The organism is Streptomyces sp. NPDC030814 (genome assembly GCF_055572155.1).
This window is the reverse complement of sequence record NZ_JBVIDX010000001.1, coordinates 201,029-217,894: the sequence shown is the minus strand read 5'-3', so window position 1 is coordinate 217,894 and position 16,866 is coordinate 201,029. Positions and strand designations below refer to the sequence as shown.

Below are 16,866 nucleotides of genomic sequence, written 5' to 3'. Positions count from 1 at the left end.
GCGATCGCCTGCGATTGGCTGCGATCGCTGCCCCCGAGCAGTGCCGGAACCGCTGAAACCATTCGAACGCGGAGCACGGCCACGCCTGCCTGCGACATTATCAGCCGCAATGTCGCCGCACGGGCGCGGGCCCGGTGGTCACAGCCGGGGGTCGACCGGCTCCGACTCCAGTGCCAGTACCCCGAACACCGCCTCGTGCACCCGCCACAGCGGCTCCCCCTCGGCGAGCCGGTCGAGGGCCTCCAGGCCGAGCACGTACTCGCGGATGGCGAGCGACCTCTTGTGGTTGAGGAAACGGCCGCGCAGCCGGGCGAGATTGTCCGGGCGGGTGTACTCCGGGCCGTAGATGATGCGCAGGTACTCCCGGCCCCGGCACTTGATACCGGGCTGCACCAGCCGCCCCTGCTCCGTGCGGACCACGGCGCCGACCGGCTTGACGACCATGCCCTCGCCGCCCCGGCCCGTCATCTCCAGCCACCAGTCGACTCCGGCGCGGACCGAGTCCTCGTCGCCGGTGTCGACGAAGAGGCGCCGGGTGGTCTGCAGCAGTCCGCTGGCGTCGAACTCGACGAGCCGGTCGATGAGGGCGAGTTGCTCGTCGTGCGGCAGCGCGGCGAGGCTGCGGCCCTGGACGGCGAGGATCTGGAAGGGGGCGAGCCGCACCCCGTCCAGGCCCTCGGTGGGCCAGCAGTAGCGCCGGTAGGCCTCGGTGAACGCGGCCGCGTCGGCGGCCCGCTCACGCTGCTTGTCCAGCAGCCCGCCCACGTCGACGCCCCGTGCCGCCGCGCCCTCCAGGGCGGCCAGCGCCCCCGGGAACACCGCGCCGGAGGCGGCGCCGACCGCCGCGTACTGGGTACGCAGCAGCCCGGACGCCTTCAGCGACCACGGCATCAGCTCGGCGTCGAGCAGCACCCAGTCGGTGTCCAGCTCCTCCCACAGTCCCGCCGCCGTCATGGCCTCGCGCACCCGGCCGAGGACCAGCTCGGTGCGGGCCTCGTCGTCGAAGAACGGGCGGCCGGTACGGGTGTAGAGGGAGCCGGTGGGGCCTCCCCCACTCTCGGCTGCGCTCGAGCGGGAGGTGCCCCCAACGCCGAAGCGACGACGGGCCGCGTCCGCGTCACGGCAGACCAGGGCGACGGCCCGCGAACCCATGTGCTTCTCCTCGCACACGACCCGCGCGACCCCGTCCTCCTTGTACTGCGCGAACGCCTCCGCCGGGTGCTCCAGATAGCCCTCGACGTGCGAGGTGGCCGTCGGGGCCATGGTCGGCGGGAGGTAGGGCAGCAGCCGCGGGTCGACGGCGAACCGGCTCATGACCTCCAGGGCGGCGGCCGCGTTCTCCTCACGGATCGAGACGCGGGCCTGGCCGTCGTAGCGGGTCTCGACGATGCGGCGGCCGTGGACGTCCGTCAGGGCCAGCGGCCGGCCCTCGTGGCCGCCGGGCGCCTCGGAGGCCAGCGGCCTGGTCGGCTCGTACCAGACCTGCTCCGCCGGTACGTCGACCAGTTCGCGCTCCGGCCAGCGCAGCGCGGTCAGCTTCCCGCCGAACACGGCGCCCGTGTCGAGGCAGATGGTGTTGTTCAGCCAGGTGGCCTGCGGAACGGGGGTGTGGCCGTAGACGACGGCCGCGCGGCCCCGGTAGTCCTCCGCCCACGGGTAGCGCACGGGCAGCCCGAACTCGTCGGTCTCGCCCGTGGTGTCGCCGTACAGGGCGTGGCTGCGCACCCGGCCGGAGGTGCGGCCGTGGTACTTCTCCGGCAGTCCGGCGTGGCAGACGACCAGCTTCCCGCCGTCGAGGACGTAGTGGCTGACGAGTCCGTCGATGAACTCCCGGACCTGCTTCTTGAACTCCTCGCTCTCGCCCTCCATCTGCTCGATGGTCTCGGCGAGGCCGTGCGTGTGCTGGACGCCTCGGCCCTTGAGGTAGCGGCCGTACTTGTTCTCGTGGTTGCCGGGCACGCACAGCGCGTTGCCCGAGCCGACCATGGACATCACCCGGCGCAGCACGCCCGGGCTGTCCGGGCCGCGGTCGACGAGGTCGCCGACGAAGACGGCCGTACGGCCCTCGGGGTGCACGCCGTCGACGTAGCCGAGCTTGCCGAGGAGGGCCTCCAGCTCGTGGGCGCAGCCGTGGATGTCGCCGATGATGTCGAACGGGCCGGTGAGGTGGGTCAGGTCGTTGTAACGCTTCTCGGTGACGACCCTGGCGTTCTCCACGTCGGCGACGCCCCGCAGGACGTGCACCTTGCGGAAGCCCTCGCGCTCCAGGTGGCGCAGCGAACGGCGAAGTTCGCGGGTGTGGCGCTGGATGACGCGGCGCGGCATGTCGGCGCGGTCGGTGCGGGCCGCGTTGCGCTCGGCGCACACCTCCTCGGGCACGTCCAGCACGATGGCGATCGGCAGCACGTCGTGCTCCCTGGCCAGGTCGATCAGCTGCTTGCGGGACTCCGACTGCACGCTGGTCGCGTCGACGACGGTACGGCGGCCGGCGGCGAGCCGCTTGCCGGCGATGTAGTGCAGCACGTCGAAGGCGTCCTTCGTCGCGCTCTGGTCGTTCTCGTCGTCGGAGACCAGGCCCCGGCAGAAGTCGGAGGAGATGACCTCGGTGGGCTTGAAGTGCTTGCGGGCGAAGGTCGACTTGCCTGAGCCCGAGGCGCCGATCAGCACGACGAGGGAGAGGTCGGTGACGGGCAGGACGCGTCCCTCGACCGACCGTCCGGTGGTCTCCACGGTGGTGTCGCTCATGCCGCCTTCGCCTCCTTCTCGTTCATGTCGCTGATGCTGAACACGGCCATCTGGGTGGGCGGCCCCACCTCCGGGTCGTCGGGCCCGACGGGCACGAACCCGACGTCGTACCCGTGTCGTTCGGCCACCGTGGCCGCCCAGGCGCGGAACTCCTCGCGGGTCCACTCGAAGCGGTGGTCGCCGTGGCGGACATGGCCGGCCGGGAGGGTCTCCCAGCGGACGTTGTACTCGACGTTCGGGGTGGTCACCAGGACGGTCCGGGGGCGGGCCGAGCTGAACACGGAGTACTCCAGCGCGGGCAGCCGGGGCAGGTCGAGGTGCTCGATGACCTCGGAGAGCACGGCGGCGTCATAGCCCTTGAGCCGGTTGTCGGTGTAGGCGAGGGAGCTCTGGAAGAGCTGGACACGGGAGGCCTGCCGCTCGCCCATGCGGTCGAGCTTGAGGCGGCGGGAGGCGATGGTGAGCGCCCGCATCGACACATCGGTGCCGACGATCTCGGTGAACCGCGGGTCCTCGAGCAGCGCCTGCACCAACTGGCCCTGCCCGCAGCCGAGGTCGAGCACCCGGGCGGCACCGGCGTCCTTCAGCGCGGCGATGATCGCGTCGCGGCGCAGCACGGCGAGCGGCGTGGGCCTGTCGGTGCCGACGGCCTCGGCGAGGCCCGCGGCGCCCGCGGCCGACCCGTCCTCGTCGAGCGCTCCCGCTCCTTCCGCCCCTTCCGCCGCCTCGGCTGCCTCCGGCTCCCCCATCTCCTCCGGCTCGTCGACGGCGTTGTCGATCTCCTCGACCTCGCTGTCGTCCGCCTCGGCCAGCCGTACGAGTTCCAGGCGCTCCATGGCCTGGCGGGTCAGCGACCAGCGGCGGGAGAGGTAGCGGCTGGTGATCAGCCGCTGCTCGGGGTGGCCGGGCAGCCAGCCCTCACCGGCCCGCAGCAGCTTGTCGACCTCGTCGGACGACACCCAGTAGTGCTTGGCGTCGTCGAGGACCGGCAGCAGGACGTACAGGTGGCGCAGTGCCTCGGCCAGGGTCAGGGACTCCGACTCCAGGACCAGGTGGACGTAACGGGAGGCGCCCCACTCGGGGAACTGCGCGTCCAGCGCCACCGCTTCGGCGGTGACGGTCCAGCCGAGCGGCTCGAAGAGCTTGCCGACGAGGGCGGGGCCGCCGCGTGCGGGCAGCGCGGGTATCTCGATGCGCAGGGGGCGGGCTTCGCCGGGGGCGTCGGGCCGGGCGGTGCACCGGCCGTTCATCGCGCTGGAGAAGACGCTGCTCAGTGCGACGGCGAGCAGCGAGGAGGCCGCGTAGGGGCGGTCGTTGACGTACTGGGCGAGCGCCGCGTCCGGGGCGCCGCCGCGTCCCTTGCCCTTGCCCCGCCGGACCAGGGCCACCGCGTCCACCTCCAGCAGCAGCGCGGCCGTGCACCGCTCGACGTCCGCCTCGGGGTAGAGGACGTGCGCCTTGCCGTAGGACGTGGAGAACGCCTGCGCCTTCTCGGGATGCTTGTGCAGCAGATAGCCGAGATCGGTCGCGGGGCGCTCTGGGGTACCGGTGGTACTGATGGTCAGGAACACGTGGGTCGGCCTCAAGTAGGGGTCTGAACTGTGTGTACAACCTACAGAAGGCCCCTCGACGGCAGCGGGGAATTTCCGACCGGAAGGCACACGGGACATGACGACGCAGCGGGACCGTTGGACGGAGCTGACTGGCGGGCGGAGCGGGGAGGAGTACGCCCGGCGGTTCGCGCGGCTCGCCGCATCCGGCCATGACGTCCACGGCGAGGCCGCCTTCTGCGCCGCGCTGCTGGGACCCGGCGCCCGGATCCTCGACGCCGGCTGTGGCACCGGGCGGGTCGCCATCCGGCTCGCCGAGCTGGGGCACCACTGCACGGGGGTCGATGTCGACCGCTCCATGCTCGCCGTGGCCCGGCGCGACGCCCCCGAGTCGCGATGGCTCCACGGGGATCTGGCCCGCCTGGACACGCTGGCCCTGGAGCCGGACTTCGACCTGGTGGTCGCCGCCGGGAACGTCATCCCGCTGTTGGCGCCCGGCACCGAACCGACCGTGGTGCGGCACCTGGCGGCCGTCCTGCGCCCCGGCGGGCTGCTGGTCACCGGCATGGGCCTGGACGCGGCGCATCTGCCGCTGCCGGAGGCGACGGTGACGCTGACGGACTTCGACGACTGGTGCGCACAGGCCGGGCTGACCCTGCGGCAGCGGTTCGCCACCTGGGACGGCGCCCCCTACGAGGAGGGCGGCGGGTACGCCGTCAGCGTGCACGCCCGCGCAGCCGTCTGATCCGGGCCCGACCGTGCGGCCCGGATCAGGCGGCTCGCCGTCCCCTTCCGGGTCAGGGCAGTTCGGTCACCCGGTCCGTGCCCGGCGGGGAGACCGGGCTGTGGGCGACGAGGTAGTCGGTGAGGGCGGCGACATCGTCGTCGCCGACGACGGGGTTGCGGCCCTGCGCGAAGGTGGTGAAGCCGTCGCCGCCGGCCGGGAGGAAGGTGTTGGCGGTGACCCGGCGGTGGCCTCGGGCTTCAGGATCTCGCCGTCGAGCTGGATCGAGGCCGGGTCGGTGCGGTCACCCACGGGAGCGCCGCGGGAGAAGCAGTACGTCAGGCCGACACGCCCGGCATCAGGGTCGGTGCCGCGTGCCGGAGTCGTCGAACTGTTCCTCCAGCAAGGGGTCCTTTCACTATGAGCGTCCGATCAGGTCGCGTGGTCCGGTGCCGTGCATCGCAAGGCGCCGGAAGGTCCTCGTAGCGGAGCTACCCGGACCTTTGGGCAACGCGGCGAGGTGCGGTGCCGGACCACGCGACCCGGGCGGGCATGGTGAAAGGACCCCTAAGCCCTCGGGTGCCGTGCCGGACGCCGCGAGCCGGTGAACCTTCCGGTCACCGCACTAGGAGAGCTGTGACTGCACCTGCGACGAGATCAGCTCCAGGTGGTCCAGATCGTCGAGGTCGAGGACCTGGAGGTAGATGCGCCGCGAGCCGATGGCCTGGTAGCGGCCGATCTTCTCGACGACCTCGGCGGGGGTGCCGGCGAGGCCGTTGGTCTTGAGCTCGTCGACCTCGCGGCCGATCGCGGCGGCGCGGCGGGCGACCTCGGCGTCGTCCTTGCCGACACAGACGACGAGGGCGTTGGAGTACACGAGGTCGTCGCCCTTGCGGCCGGCCTCCTCGGCGGCCGCGCGGACCCGCCCGAACTGCCGCTCGCTGTCCTCGATCGAGCCGAACGGCATGTTGAACTCGTCGGCGTACCGCGCGGCGAGGCGCGGGGTGCGGCTCGCGCCGTGCCCGCCGATGAGGACCGGCAGCTTGGCCTGGGCGGGCTTGGGCAGCGCGGGCGAGTCGGTCAGCTGGTAGTGGGTGCCCTCGTAGGAGAAGGTCTTGCCGACCTCGGTGGCCCACAGCCCCGTGACGATGGCCAGCTGCTCCTCGAGCCGGGCGAACTTCTCCTTGGGGAAGGGGATGCCGTAGGCCTTGTGCTCCTCCTCGAACCAGCCCGCACCCAGGCCGAGTTCGACGCGGCCGCCGGACATCTGGTCGACCTGGGCCACCTGGATGGCGAGCACACCGGGCAGACGGAAGGTCCCTGCGGTCATCAGGGTGCCGAGCCGGATGCGCTTGGTCTCGCGGGCCAGGCCGGCCAGGGTGATCCAGGCGTCGGTGGGGCCGGGCAGGCCGTCCACGGAGCCCATACGGAGGTAGTGGTCGGAACGGAAGAAGGCGTCGAAGCCGAGGTCCTCCGTGGCCCTGGCGACGGTGAGCAGCTTGTCGTAGGTCGCCCCCTGCTGGGGCTCGGTGAAGATGCGAAGATCCATACCCCCATCCTGCACGCTCGCGGTCGGTCAACTCCACAGGTCCGAGCCGCCGTTCGCGGTGCTCGTGCGGGTGGATCCCGGCAGTCCCGCGCAAGGAGCGGTCGACCCCGGTGACCAGCGGGAACGGTGATCGCTGCCCAGGAGGAGCCGGACCGCCCGGCACCCGGCGCCGGCGGTCGCTGCCGGGGCGCTCGCACACGTGCCCCCTTCGAGGGGCGGCGAGGGCCGAGAAGGCCGTCACATGGCCCAGGAAGCCGTGCCGGAGCAGGACTTCGCGTCTCACGCCCACTCCCCCGTCGGCGCGGAAACGGTTCAGCCGGCCGCCGCGTCCCGTTCCGCCAGGACCTGGTCTCTCACTGCCAGACGGCGGAGCATTTCGAGGACTCTGTCGCGGGCCTCGTCAGCGGCGTCGATCGCTTCCATGCACTGCCAGTACGTCGACTCCTCGCCGGCGGCGCTGGCGAGACCGACCAGGGCGATGCCGACCTCGCCGAGGAGGCCGCCGAGGCGGGTGAGGGAGTCATGGGCGTCACCCAACTCGGTGAGCTGGGCGGCACGTAAGTCGCCCGCGCCGAGCGCGGGCGCGCCGAGTATGCCGCAGCCGCTGCCTGCCAGTTCGGTCAACCCGAGTGCCTCGCCGCGCAGTTCGGGGGGTCCGGAGACCGCGAGGCGACTGCCGATCGCCTGGGCGAGGGCGTACGCCTGCCACGCCTCCGCCATGAGTTGGGGTTCCTCGACGCTGCCCGCCAGAGCGCGCCTGCTCGCCAAGATGAGCCGCACCGCGTCCATGCGCTGCTCCCGACTGTCCCGACGCGCTCTCACACGTCCGCCCGACCTCTTGTCTGTTCATTACCCACAGTGAGGTCACCTGAGACAGAAAGCCAGAGGAAGCCCGAAATCTGCGGATAACAAGTCGACAGCGGACCGCTCACTCGCTACGGAGCGTTACACTAGGGAGGAGTGGCTCGGTTTTCAGGGGTCCTCCGGAGCCGGGAACCGCCGTTCGTTGCGGTCGATCTTCGCGTCCAGCGCGGCCAGCGGATCGATGCCGAGCACCTCGCAGAGCTGGAGCAAGTAGGCCAGTACGTCGGCGACTTCGTCGGTGACTCGGTGGGCGGCGTCCGGGTCCGACATCACGCGGGCCGATTCCTCGGGTGTCAACCACTGGAAGATCTCGACGAGTTCGGATGCCTCGACGCTGAGGGCGGAAACCAGGTTCTTCGGGGTGTGGTACGGCCCCCAGTTGCGGGCGGCCGCGAACTCGGCGAGCCGCCGCTGGAGGGTGGGGACGTCGAGTCCGTCCGGGGCTTCAGGATCTTTCACGGTCCAGGTGTACCACCGTCGCCCCGGGCACCCCGGCGGCCCATGACGCGTCGCTCACCGCGCCCACCAGCCGGATGTGGCCGCGCTCGCCCATACGGGCCGCGACGCCCAGCAGTTGGGCGCACTGGCGGGGGTCGAGGCAGCGGTCGAGGCCGTCGGCCAGGACTGTCAGGGTCTGCAGCGCCGCGGGCACTTCGGCGACCGGGTCGACCTCCAGCACGCCGGGGCCGGTGAACAGCACGAGGGCCAGGGCGAGATACCGCAGCTCGCCGTCGCCCAGCAGGGCGAGGGGTGTCCGTACGCCGTGGCCCCGGTCGAGCACCGCCCGCACCATGGCGCCGCCTGCCCCGTACCCTGCCCCGGCCCCGCGTACGTCCCCCTGGCCGCCCCTGTCGCCGGCAAGCTCCGCGAGGAGGTCGGCGACCGGTCCCGTGCAGCCGTCCCGGACCGCCGCGACCAGTTGGGCGTGGCGCCGGCCGCATTCCGTGCGCGTACGCCACAGCACGTCGGCGAGGTTGTCGCAGCCGCGCAACAGCCGGCCGGAGCCGAGCGGGACGGCGTGGCGCATCCGGCGGGGGCGGGGGTCGCAGGCGAAGACCGAGCGGAGGGCGACCACCATCTGTTCGGCGGCGGCGAGGACCCTGCGCTGGCCGTCGGTCTTGCCCGCGACGCGCAAGGGGAGCAGGGCGGTGCCGAGGCGGTCGTCGGGCAGGGGGCCGCGGGTGACGGGGGACGCGCCCGCCGTGTGCCAGGCGGCCTGCACGACGGGGCGGCTCGGGTCGACCAGCGCGGTCTGCAGGAGGGTCAGCCCGCCGGAGGTCAAACGCTCACCGACGATGCGGAGTTCGGGTTCGGCCTGGACGGCGATGTCGAGCCGGACGGGGCCCTCGGGGCCGTCGGCGGTGCAGCCGACGCGGAAGCCGCGGCGTCGCTGGGCGTCCGGGCGGGCCCGCTCCGGCACACAGCTGTACGGGTCCGGGAACGCCTCGTCGAGGCGGCCGCCGCCACCGAGCCGGGCGAGCGCCTCGTACGCCCTGAGCGCCGTCGTCTTGCCGCTGCCGCTGGGCCCCGCGAGGAGGGTCAGCGGTCCGAGCGGGAAGGCCGCGCCGCGGTGGCCGGCGAAGGCCGAGAGCCGCAGTTCGGTGACGCTCGGCCGCTCCGAGCGGACACCGGCGTCCGCGCCGGGGCGCACCGGCGACAGGGATGACACGGTCATAACGCGGACCGTAGAGGCCCGCACCTCAGGCAAACCGTTCCGCCGCGGGGATCTTCCTACGTACGAGGGAGCGCTTCCACGCGGGGGTTGCGCCTGTTGGTCCCAGAGGCGCCGGACGGAGGCTGCCACCGGGAAGGATGGCGGCACGGGCCGGCCCGGGGGCGGCGGCATCCGGGGATTCGCCGGGGCCGCGTGCGGGGCGGCGGCGCACCGCCGGGCCTGGACGCGCGGGCGCGGCCCGTACGCGCCCCACCGGGGGCGTGCCCTCCGGGCACACAGACACCACCGGCACGCGGGCTGCCGGAGCAGGACCCCCGACAGGGCCGGGGAGGCACGCAATACGGGCACTCCCGAGATCACCACCGGCCACCCGCTTGGGCACACAGGCACCACCGGCACGCGGACCGACCGCCGGGGGCAGGACCGCCACAGGGCCGACGAGCGCCGCGGTACGGCTGCCCCCGCGACCGCCGCCGTCCGTGCTCACCGGGCGCCCCAGGGGGCCGGGGGCGGCTCGGAGCGCGTCGGGTGTGCGGGCGCGCTCCGGCCGGTCCGGTGGGGGTCGTGAACTGCTCGGGGTTGACTGCGCACCGGCATGTTCTGCCGTGCATGAGTGAGTGTCCGGGCTGCTGCCCGTGTGACCTCGTGGGTGTGCCCCCTCACCAGCAGGAGCAGGGCGAGGAAACGTACCCGCCACGACGCAGCCGCCGTGGCGATCGGAAGGCGCGCCCTCGGGCACCCGGTCCGGCGGCGCACGGCACCGCCCCCACACGACCGGAGTGATCGTGCAGGGCATCGGACCGTCCAGGCCCGACCGGGCACCCCCGGGGCGTGAGGGACCCGCCCCTCGCATCCCCGGACCACGGGCCACGGACCACGGGCCACGGACCACGGACACGATCCGTGCGCGACGGACGCGGAGCGAGAGCGGGAGACCAGGACACCCAACACCGTTCGGGGCGTCCGGCTGAGCACCAGTCCCGGCAACAGGACCCACTCCCGCTCAGTGTTGAGGAACGGTTCAGACTCCGGGGACGCCCGCGTCCTCCATCAGGCCCCGGACCTCGGTCCCCCTGGGTGTGAGGAGGAACACGTTGCGGTCGACGCGGTGCATTCCACTGGCGAGGCCGAAGACGACGCCGGTGCTGAAGTCGAGGACGCGTTTGGCCACGTCGGTCTCGGCGCCGGAGAGGTCGAGGAGGACGGGAACACCCGCCATGAGCGTCTCCGCGACGTCACGGGCGTCGGCGAAGACATTGACGCGGAGGACGACGAAACGGCGCCGGGCCTCGGTCTCGGCCTCCGGTATGGTCCGGTGGTCCACTGCGGACGGCCAGGCGTCCCGGCCCCGCAGCGGCACGACCTGGGCGAGCCCCTCCCACTGTTCGTCGGTGACATCGTGGCTGTTCACCCTGTTCACCGGCCTTCCCCCTGGCTCGCACTGATTGACTGCATCGACCAATTCTTACGCATGGTCACCCGTTCGGCCCAACAGCGACACGGACCGCGACACCCCCACCCGTCACATCGGCCGGTTCGCGCCCTCACACCCTCTTGCCAGACGGTGTGTGGCGGGCGTAACCCCTCATGATCAGGTCATGTGACATCGGCGTAACGGGCAATTCGTACGATCGAGCCTGCCCGGCGGCCACCAGGACGCTGAGCGGAAGCAGTCCGACCGCCGTACAGGGCGGTGACCGGACACCCCCCGCGCCGACTGAGAGGGGCCGCCCGTGGCCGCACAGGGCCCGCAGAGCACCACCACCCAGGTGCGGACCGTGTGCTCGTACTGCGGTGTCGGCTGCGGCATGCTCCTGGACGTCGGGAGGGGGCCCGACGGGCGGCGGACGGTCCTGAAGGCCGCCGGTGACAAGTCCCACCCCGCGAACTTCGGCCGGCTGTGCACCAAGGGCGCGACGACGGCCGACATGCTGGCCGCGCCTGGCCGGCTCACCACCGCCCTCGTGCGGGGCGGCCGGGGCGACGAGCCGGTGCCGGCGCCGGTCGCGGACGCCCTCGCGGAGACGGCCCGGCGGCTGCGCGCGATCATCGACGAGCACGGGCCCGACGCGTTCGCGTTCTATGTGTCCGGCCAGATGAGCCTGGAGGCCCAGTACCTGGCGAACAAGCTGGCCAAGGGCTTCATCCGCACCAACCAGATCGAGTCGAACTCCCGGCTGTGCATGGCGAGCGCCGGCACCGGCTACAAGCTGTCGCTCGGCGCCGACGGGCCGCCCGGCTCGTACGAGGACCTCGACAAGGCGGACGTCTTCCTCGTGATCGGCTCGAACATGGCCGACTGCCACCCGATCCTCTTCCTGCGGATGATGGAGCGGGTCAAGGCGGGCGCGAAGCTGATCGTCGTCGATCCCCGGCGGACGGCGACCGCCGACAAGGCCGATCTCTTCCTCCAGATCCGCCCCGGCACGGACCTCGCCCTGCTCAACGGCCTGCTGCATGTGCTGCATGCGAACGGGCACACCGATCCCGAGTTCATCGCCGCCCACACCGAGGGCTGGGAGGCGATGCCCGACTTCCTCGCCGACTACGCGCCGGAGGCCGTCGCCTCGGTCACCGGACTCGCGGCCGAGGACATCCGGCAGGCCGCGCGGCTCATCGGCGAGGCGGTCGAGTGGACGAGCTGCTGGACCATGGGGCTGAACCAGTCCACGCACGGCACCTGGAACACCAACGCCCTCGTCAATCTGCATCTGGCGACCGGCGCCATCTGCCGGCCGGGCAGCGGGCCGTTCTCCCTGACCGGCCAGCCCAACGCCATGGGCGGGCGCGAGATGGGCTACATGGGGCCGGGACTGCCGGGCCAGCGGTCGGTACTCGTGGACGAGGAGCGGGCGTTCGTCGAGGAGCTGTGGGGGCTGGCGCCCCGGACGCTGCGCGCGGACGGGGTCGGCAAGGGCACCGTCGAGATGTTCCGGAAGATGGCCGACGGCGAGATCAAGGCCTGCTGGATCATCTGCACCAACCCCGTCGCCTCCGTGGCCAACCGGAAGACCGTCATCGAGGGGTTGGAGGCCGCCGAGTTCGTCGTCACGCAGGACGTCTTCGCCGACACCGAGACCAACGCGTACGCCGATGTCGTGCTGCCCGGGGCCCTGTGGACCGAGTCCGAGGGTGTCCTCGTCAACAGCGAGCGGAACCTGACGCTGGCCTCCGCCGTCGCCGATCCGCCGGGCGAGGCGATGGCCGACTGGCGGATCATCGCCGCCGTCGCGCGGGAGATGGGCTTCGAGGAGGGCTTCTCGTACGACAGCGCCGAGCAGGTCTTCGAGGAGATCAAGCAGGCGTGGAACCCGAAGACCGGCTGGGATCTGCGGGGGGTGACGTACGAGCGGCTGCGGTCCACGACGGTGCAGTGGCCGGCCGCGGAGGAGACCGGGCCCGCGCGGAACCCGATCCGGTACGTGGACGCGGACGGGGGGCTGACGTTCCCCACCGCGAGCGGGCGGGCGGTGTTCCACGCGCGGCCGCACATGGCGTCCGCCGAACTGCCGGACGACGACTTCCCGTTCGTGCTCAACACCGGGCGGCTGCAGCACCAGTGGCACACGCTGACGAAGACGGGGAAGGTCGCCAAGCTCAACAAGCTGAACCCCGGACCGTTCGTGGAGGTGCATCCGGAGGACGCAGGTGCGCTGGGGATCGCCGACGGCGACTTCGTCGAGGTCGCCTCGCGGCGGGGGCGGGCCGTACTGCCCGCCGTCGTGACGGACCGGGTACGGCCGGGGTGTCTGTTCGCGCCCTTCCACTGGAACGACCTGTTCGGGGAGTACCTGAGCATCAACGCGGTGACCAGCGACGCGGTGGACCCGCTGTCGTTCCAGCCCGAGTTGAAGGTGTGCGCGGTGGGGCTGACGAAGGTGGCGGCGCCCGCGTCGGCGCCGGTCGGGGCCAAGCCGGTCGAGACCCAGCCGGTCGAGACGCTCGTCCCGACGACGGTCACTCCCGGCGCCAACCCCTTCGGTATCGACCCCGCTCCCCCGCCCGTCCTCTCCGCGCAGGAGCGCCAGTACCTCACCGGTTTCCTCGCCGGGCTCGGCTCCGGGGTCGTCGGGGTTCCCGTGCTGCCGCCGGACGCGCCGTTCAGCCCCCAGCACGCGCTGTGGGTGAACGGGGTGCTGGCCGGTATGTACTCGCGGTCGGCGGAGCCGGTGGCCGCGCCCTCGGCCGGGACGGCGGGGCGGGACGTCGTGGTGCTGTGGGCCTCGCAGACCGGCACCGCGGAGGACTTCGCGGTGGCCGCCGCCGAGCACCTGGGCGCGGCGGGGCACCGGGCGACGCTGATCGGCATGGACGAGGCCGCCCCGGACGAACTGCCGCGCGATGCCGACCTGTTGCTCATCACGAGCACCTTCGGCGACGGCGACGCGCCCGACAACGGCTCCGGGTTCTGGGAGGCCCTCGCGCACCGGGAGGCGCCGCGGCTGGACGGTGTGCGGTACGCGGTGCTGGCGTTCGGGGACTCGTCGTACGACGACTTCTGCGGGCACGGCAGGCGGCTGGACGCCCGGCTCGACGAGCTGGGCGCGGTACGGCTGGCGCCGCGTACGGACTGCGAGCCGGACTACGAACCGTCGGCGGACGCCTGGCTCGGCCAGGTGCTCACCGCGCTCGGCACCGGGACCAAGGCCGCCGCTCCACGGGGACTCACGCAGGCGGGCCCCGCGGCGGCGCCCGTCGTCCCCCGGTCCGCCAGGCCCGCGCCCGCCCACGCCCGGCTGGTCGGCAACCGGCTGCTCAGCCTGCCGGGGGCGGGGAAGGAAGTACGCCGGTTCACCTTCGACACGAAGGGGACGGGACTGTCGTACGAGGCCGGTGACGCGCTCGGGGTGCGGCCGGTCAACTCGCTCGACCTGGTCACCGAGTGGCTGGCGGTGACCGGCCTGGACGGCTCCGCTGCCGTGGAGGTCGGCGGTGTCGGCGAGGTGCCCTTCGCCGAGGCGCTGCACCGGCATCTCGACATCACCCGGATCACCCCGGACCTGCTCCGTTTCGTCTCCGGACGGACGCAGGACAACCGGGAGTTGAAGAAGCTGATGCGGCCCGACAACAAGGACGGTCTCGCCCAGTGGTCGTGGGGCAGGCAGGCCGTGGACGTGGTCGCCGAGTTCGCGGTGCGGGCCTCCGCGGACGAGTGGGCCGGGGTGTTCAAGCGGCTCCAGCCCCGGCTGTACTCCATCTCGTCGAGCCCGCTCGTCGACCCGCACGAGGTGTCGCTGACGGTGTCGGTGGTGCGGTACGAGAACCTGCGCGGGCAGCCGCGCGGCGGGGTCTGCTCGCCGTTCCTCGCGGACGGGGAGGCTGGCCTGGAGGTGCCGGTGTTCGTGCAGCGGTCACCGCACTTCCGGCCGCCCGCCGATGCCACGACCCCGATGGTCATGGTCGGCCCCGGCACCGGTGTCGCCCCCTTCATCGGGTTCCTCCAGGAGCGGCAGGCCCTCGGCCACCGGGCGCCCAACTGGCTGTTCTTCGGCGAACAGCACCGGGCCACGGACTTCTACTACGAGGACGAGCTGACGGAGCTGCGGCGGGAGGGGGTGCTGGACCGGCTGGACACCGCCTTCTCACGGGACCAGCGGGCGAAGGTGTACGTCCAGGACCGGATGCGCGAGCACGGCCCCGAGCTGTGGCACTGGCTGCAGGACGGCGCCCGCTTCTACGTCTGCGGTGACGCCTCCCGGATGGCGAAGGACGTCGACCAGGCGCTGCGGGACATCGCGGTCGCCCACGGCGGGCTGAGCGAGGCGGAGGCCGCCGCGTACGTGAAGCAGCTGGCGAACGAGAAGCGGTACGTGCGGGACGTGTACTGACGGGCGCTCGCAACCCCCGGCCGGCTCCGGGGGCCGCGGCGCGTCAGATCCAGCCCTGCTGCCACGCGTGGTGGGCCGCCGCGTGGCGGGTGGGGGCGCCCAGTTTGGCCATCGCGGCGGAGAGGTAGTTGCGGACGGTGCCCTGGGCGAGATGGACCTCGGTGGCGATCTCGGCGACGGAGGCTCCGGTGCGGGCGGCGCGCAGGACCTGGAGTTCGCGGTCGCTGAGCGGGCAGTCGTCCTCGGTGAGCGCGGACGCGGCGATGTCGGGGTCGACATAGCGGCGTCCGGCGGCGACATCGCGGATGATCTCCGCCAGCCCGGCGGCCGGGGTCGTCTTGGGGACGAAGCCGCGCACTCCCGCCGCGAGGGCCCGGCGCAGCACGGCGGGCCGGGCGTGCCGGGTGACGATGACGGTGCGGGTGGGGAGTTCGGCGCCGATCTCCTCGGCGGCGCGCAGTCCGTCGGTGGGCGGCATCTCCAGGTCGAGCACGGCGATGTCCGGGCGGTGTTCACGGGCGAGCCGTACCGCGTCGGTGGAGGTGGCGGCCTCCGCGACCACCCGCAGGTCGTCCTCCAGGGCGAGCAGCGCGGCCAGGGCGCTGCGCAGGAGGTCCTCGTCGTCGGCGATGAGGAGCCGGATCATCGGGCCACTTCCTTCAGGGGTTCGGGGGCCGCGTCGGCCCCGCCGAGCGGGAGGGTGGCCGTGATCTCGAAGCGGTCGCCGTCGCGCTGCCAGGTCAACTCGCCCCCGGCGGCCCGCAGTCGCTCGGCGAGGGCGGTCAGGCCGGTGCCGTCCCCGGTGCCGGGAGGCTCGTCGGCGCCGTCGTTGCCCACGCGCAGCCGGGCGTGTCCGCCGGTGACCCGGTAGTCGACCTCGGCGTGCCGGGCACGGCTGTGGCGGAGGACGTTGGTGGTGGCCTCCCGCATGACCAGGCCGAGCAGATGGCGGGTGGCGTCGGCCATGTCCTGGGCGAGGGCGGCGGGTTCGAGGGATGTGCGGGCGTCGATGCCGGCCGCCGCCAGCACCTTCCCGGCGTTGGTGATCTCGTCGTCGAGGGTCGTACGGCGGTAGCCCCGCACCACGGCCCGGGTGTCGCGGAGGGCGTCGGCGGACAGCTGCCGCACCTCGCGCATCTCGGCGGCCGCCCGCGCCGGGTCCCGCTCCACGAGTCGCGCCGCCAGCTCGCTCTTGAGGGCGATGACCTGGAGGTGGTGGCCCTGGATGTCGTGCAGGTCGGCGGCGAAGCGCAGCCGTTCGTCGCGGACGGCCAGCTCGGCCTCCAGGCGTCGCGCCCGGTCGAGGCGTCCGGCGACGTTCCAGGCCCACAGGGGACCGAGCACCGTCCACATGGTGAAGGCGACCAGCCCGGCCGGGAAGAGCGCGGCGTACGGGAGCTTTCCGTCGCCGGCGGCCAGGCTGACGGCGGTCCCCGGCAGCGCGGCGAGGAGCACCGCGCCCGCGATCAGCGGACGGCGATGGCGCGGGCGGAGGCGGGTCGCGCAGATCGCGGCGGTGACGGCGGGGGCGACCGCCCACAGCTCGTAGGCGCGCCGGGCCAGCGGCAGCGCCGCGAGCACGACGGTGGCGGCGACCGCGGCGAGCATCCAGTGCCTCTGCGGGCGTGCGGGACGAGTGCCGCCGGCGGCTGCAGCAGGGGACAGCGGCCCGCCGAGCAGGACCGCGCAGGCCACCGTGTCGACCGCGAGGGCCACGGCGGCCGGGACGCGGGCCCAGGCGGGGACGTCCGGGTCCAGGATCCATTCACCGTAGAACAGCACCAGAAGGCACACGGCGGTCCCCGGCACCGTCCACCAGGTGAAACGACGGAAGCTCGTCAGCTCCGCCCCGCGCTCGCTCTCCCCGTCCCGCACCCGGCCATTCTCTACGGCCGTGCCCCCGCATGACAGATGTCACGCGGAGACGTGAC

The 16,866-nt window shown here is 72.9% G+C and carries 12 protein-coding genes and 1 pseudogene; 4 read left to right on the top strand and 9 right to left on the bottom strand.

Features of this window, described 5'->3' with window-relative positions:
* Window positions 1-138: 138 nt before the first annotated feature.
* Window positions 139-2,745, bottom strand: coding sequence for a polynucleotide kinase-phosphatase (locus tag ACZ43N_RS00870; RefSeq protein WP_468094189.1), 2,607 nt, complete (start codon window positions 2,743-2,745; stop codon window positions 139-141).
* Window positions 2,742-4,316: a 3' terminal RNA ribose 2'-O-methyltransferase Hen1 gene (locus tag ACZ43N_RS00865; RefSeq protein ID WP_468094188.1), complete on the bottom strand. Its 1,575-nt coding sequence runs from the start codon at window positions 4,314-4,316 to the stop codon at window positions 2,742-2,744. Before ACZ43N_RS00865 ends, ACZ43N_RS00870 begins: the two co-directional genes overlap by 4 nt.
* Before the next feature lie 97 nt (window positions 4,317-4,413).
* Here ACZ43N_RS00865 and ACZ43N_RS00860 point away from each other — a divergent pair, with 97 nt between their 5' ends.
* Together ACZ43N_RS00860 and ACZ43N_RS00855 are read left to right on the top strand one after the other, a co-directional pair.
* Window positions 4,414-5,040: a class I SAM-dependent methyltransferase gene (locus tag ACZ43N_RS00860; protein WP_468094187.1), complete on the top strand. Its 627-nt coding sequence runs from the start codon at window positions 4,414-4,416 to the stop codon at window positions 5,038-5,040.
* Between the two features lie 100 nt (window positions 5,041-5,140).
* Window positions 5,141-5,443: a hypothetical protein gene (locus tag ACZ43N_RS00855; protein ID WP_468094186.1), complete on the top strand. Its 303-nt coding sequence runs from the start codon at window positions 5,141-5,143 to the stop codon at window positions 5,441-5,443.
* Between the two features lie 201 nt (window positions 5,444-5,644).
* Here ACZ43N_RS00855 and ACZ43N_RS00850 read toward each other — a convergent pair whose 3' ends face one another.
* The 4 genes from ACZ43N_RS00850 to ACZ43N_RS00835 all read right to left on the bottom strand — a co-directional run bounded on the left by ACZ43N_RS00850 (window position 5,645) and on the right by ACZ43N_RS00835 (window position 9,107).
* A complete protein-coding gene (locus ACZ43N_RS00850) occupies window positions 5,645-6,568 on the bottom strand; it encodes an LLM class F420-dependent oxidoreductase (protein WP_468094185.1) in 924 nt (307 codons plus the stop codon).
* 312 nt (window positions 6,569-6,880) lie between these two features.
* Window positions 6,881-7,357 (bottom strand): DUF6099 family protein, encoded by a 477-nt coding sequence (locus ACZ43N_RS00845; RefSeq protein WP_468094184.1) that lies wholly within the window; start codon window positions 7,355-7,357, stop codon window positions 6,881-6,883.
* 183 nt (window positions 7,358-7,540) lie between these two features.
* On the bottom strand, window positions 7,541-7,891 hold the full coding sequence (locus tag ACZ43N_RS00840) for a nucleotide pyrophosphohydrolase (RefSeq protein WP_468094183.1): 351 nt from the start codon (window positions 7,889-7,891) through the stop codon (window positions 7,541-7,543).
* A complete protein-coding gene (locus tag ACZ43N_RS00835) occupies window positions 7,878-9,107 on the bottom strand; it encodes an AAA family ATPase (protein ID WP_468094182.1) in 1,230 nt (409 codons plus the stop codon). The genes ACZ43N_RS00840 and ACZ43N_RS00835 overlap by 14 nt, the downstream gene beginning before the upstream one ends.
* Before the next feature lie 646 nt (window positions 9,108-9,753).
* Here ACZ43N_RS00835 and ACZ43N_RS00830 point away from each other — a divergent pair.
* A pseudogene (locus ACZ43N_RS00830) lies at window positions 9,754-10,190 on the top strand (hypothetical protein); the annotation flags it as partial.
* Here the strand turns inward: ACZ43N_RS00830 and ACZ43N_RS00825 are convergent.
* Window positions 10,129-10,518: a cell division protein SepF gene (locus tag ACZ43N_RS00825; RefSeq protein ID WP_468094667.1), complete on the bottom strand. Its 390-nt coding sequence runs from the start codon at window positions 10,516-10,518 to the stop codon at window positions 10,129-10,131. The pseudogene ACZ43N_RS00830 and the gene ACZ43N_RS00825 sit on opposite strands and share 62 nt — an antisense overlap.
* A 322-nt stretch (window positions 10,519-10,840) precedes the next feature.
* Here ACZ43N_RS00825 and ACZ43N_RS00820 point away from each other — a divergent pair, with 322 nt between their 5' ends.
* On the top strand, window positions 10,841-14,935 hold the full coding sequence (locus tag ACZ43N_RS00820) for a molybdopterin-dependent oxidoreductase (RefSeq protein ID WP_468094181.1): 4,095 nt from the start codon (window positions 10,841-10,843) through the stop codon (window positions 14,933-14,935).
* 43 nt (window positions 14,936-14,978) lie between these two features.
* Here ACZ43N_RS00820 and ACZ43N_RS00815 read toward each other — a convergent pair whose 3' ends face one another.
* On the bottom strand, window positions 14,979-15,581 hold the full coding sequence (locus ACZ43N_RS00815) for a response regulator transcription factor (protein WP_468094180.1): 603 nt from the start codon (window positions 15,579-15,581) through the stop codon (window positions 14,979-14,981).
* Window positions 15,578-16,810: a sensor histidine kinase gene (locus tag ACZ43N_RS00810; protein ID WP_468094179.1), complete on the bottom strand. Its 1,233-nt coding sequence runs from the start codon at window positions 16,808-16,810 to the stop codon at window positions 15,578-15,580. The genes ACZ43N_RS00815 and ACZ43N_RS00810 overlap by 4 nt, the downstream gene beginning before the upstream one ends.
* Between the last annotated feature and the right edge of the window lie 56 nt (window positions 16,811-16,866).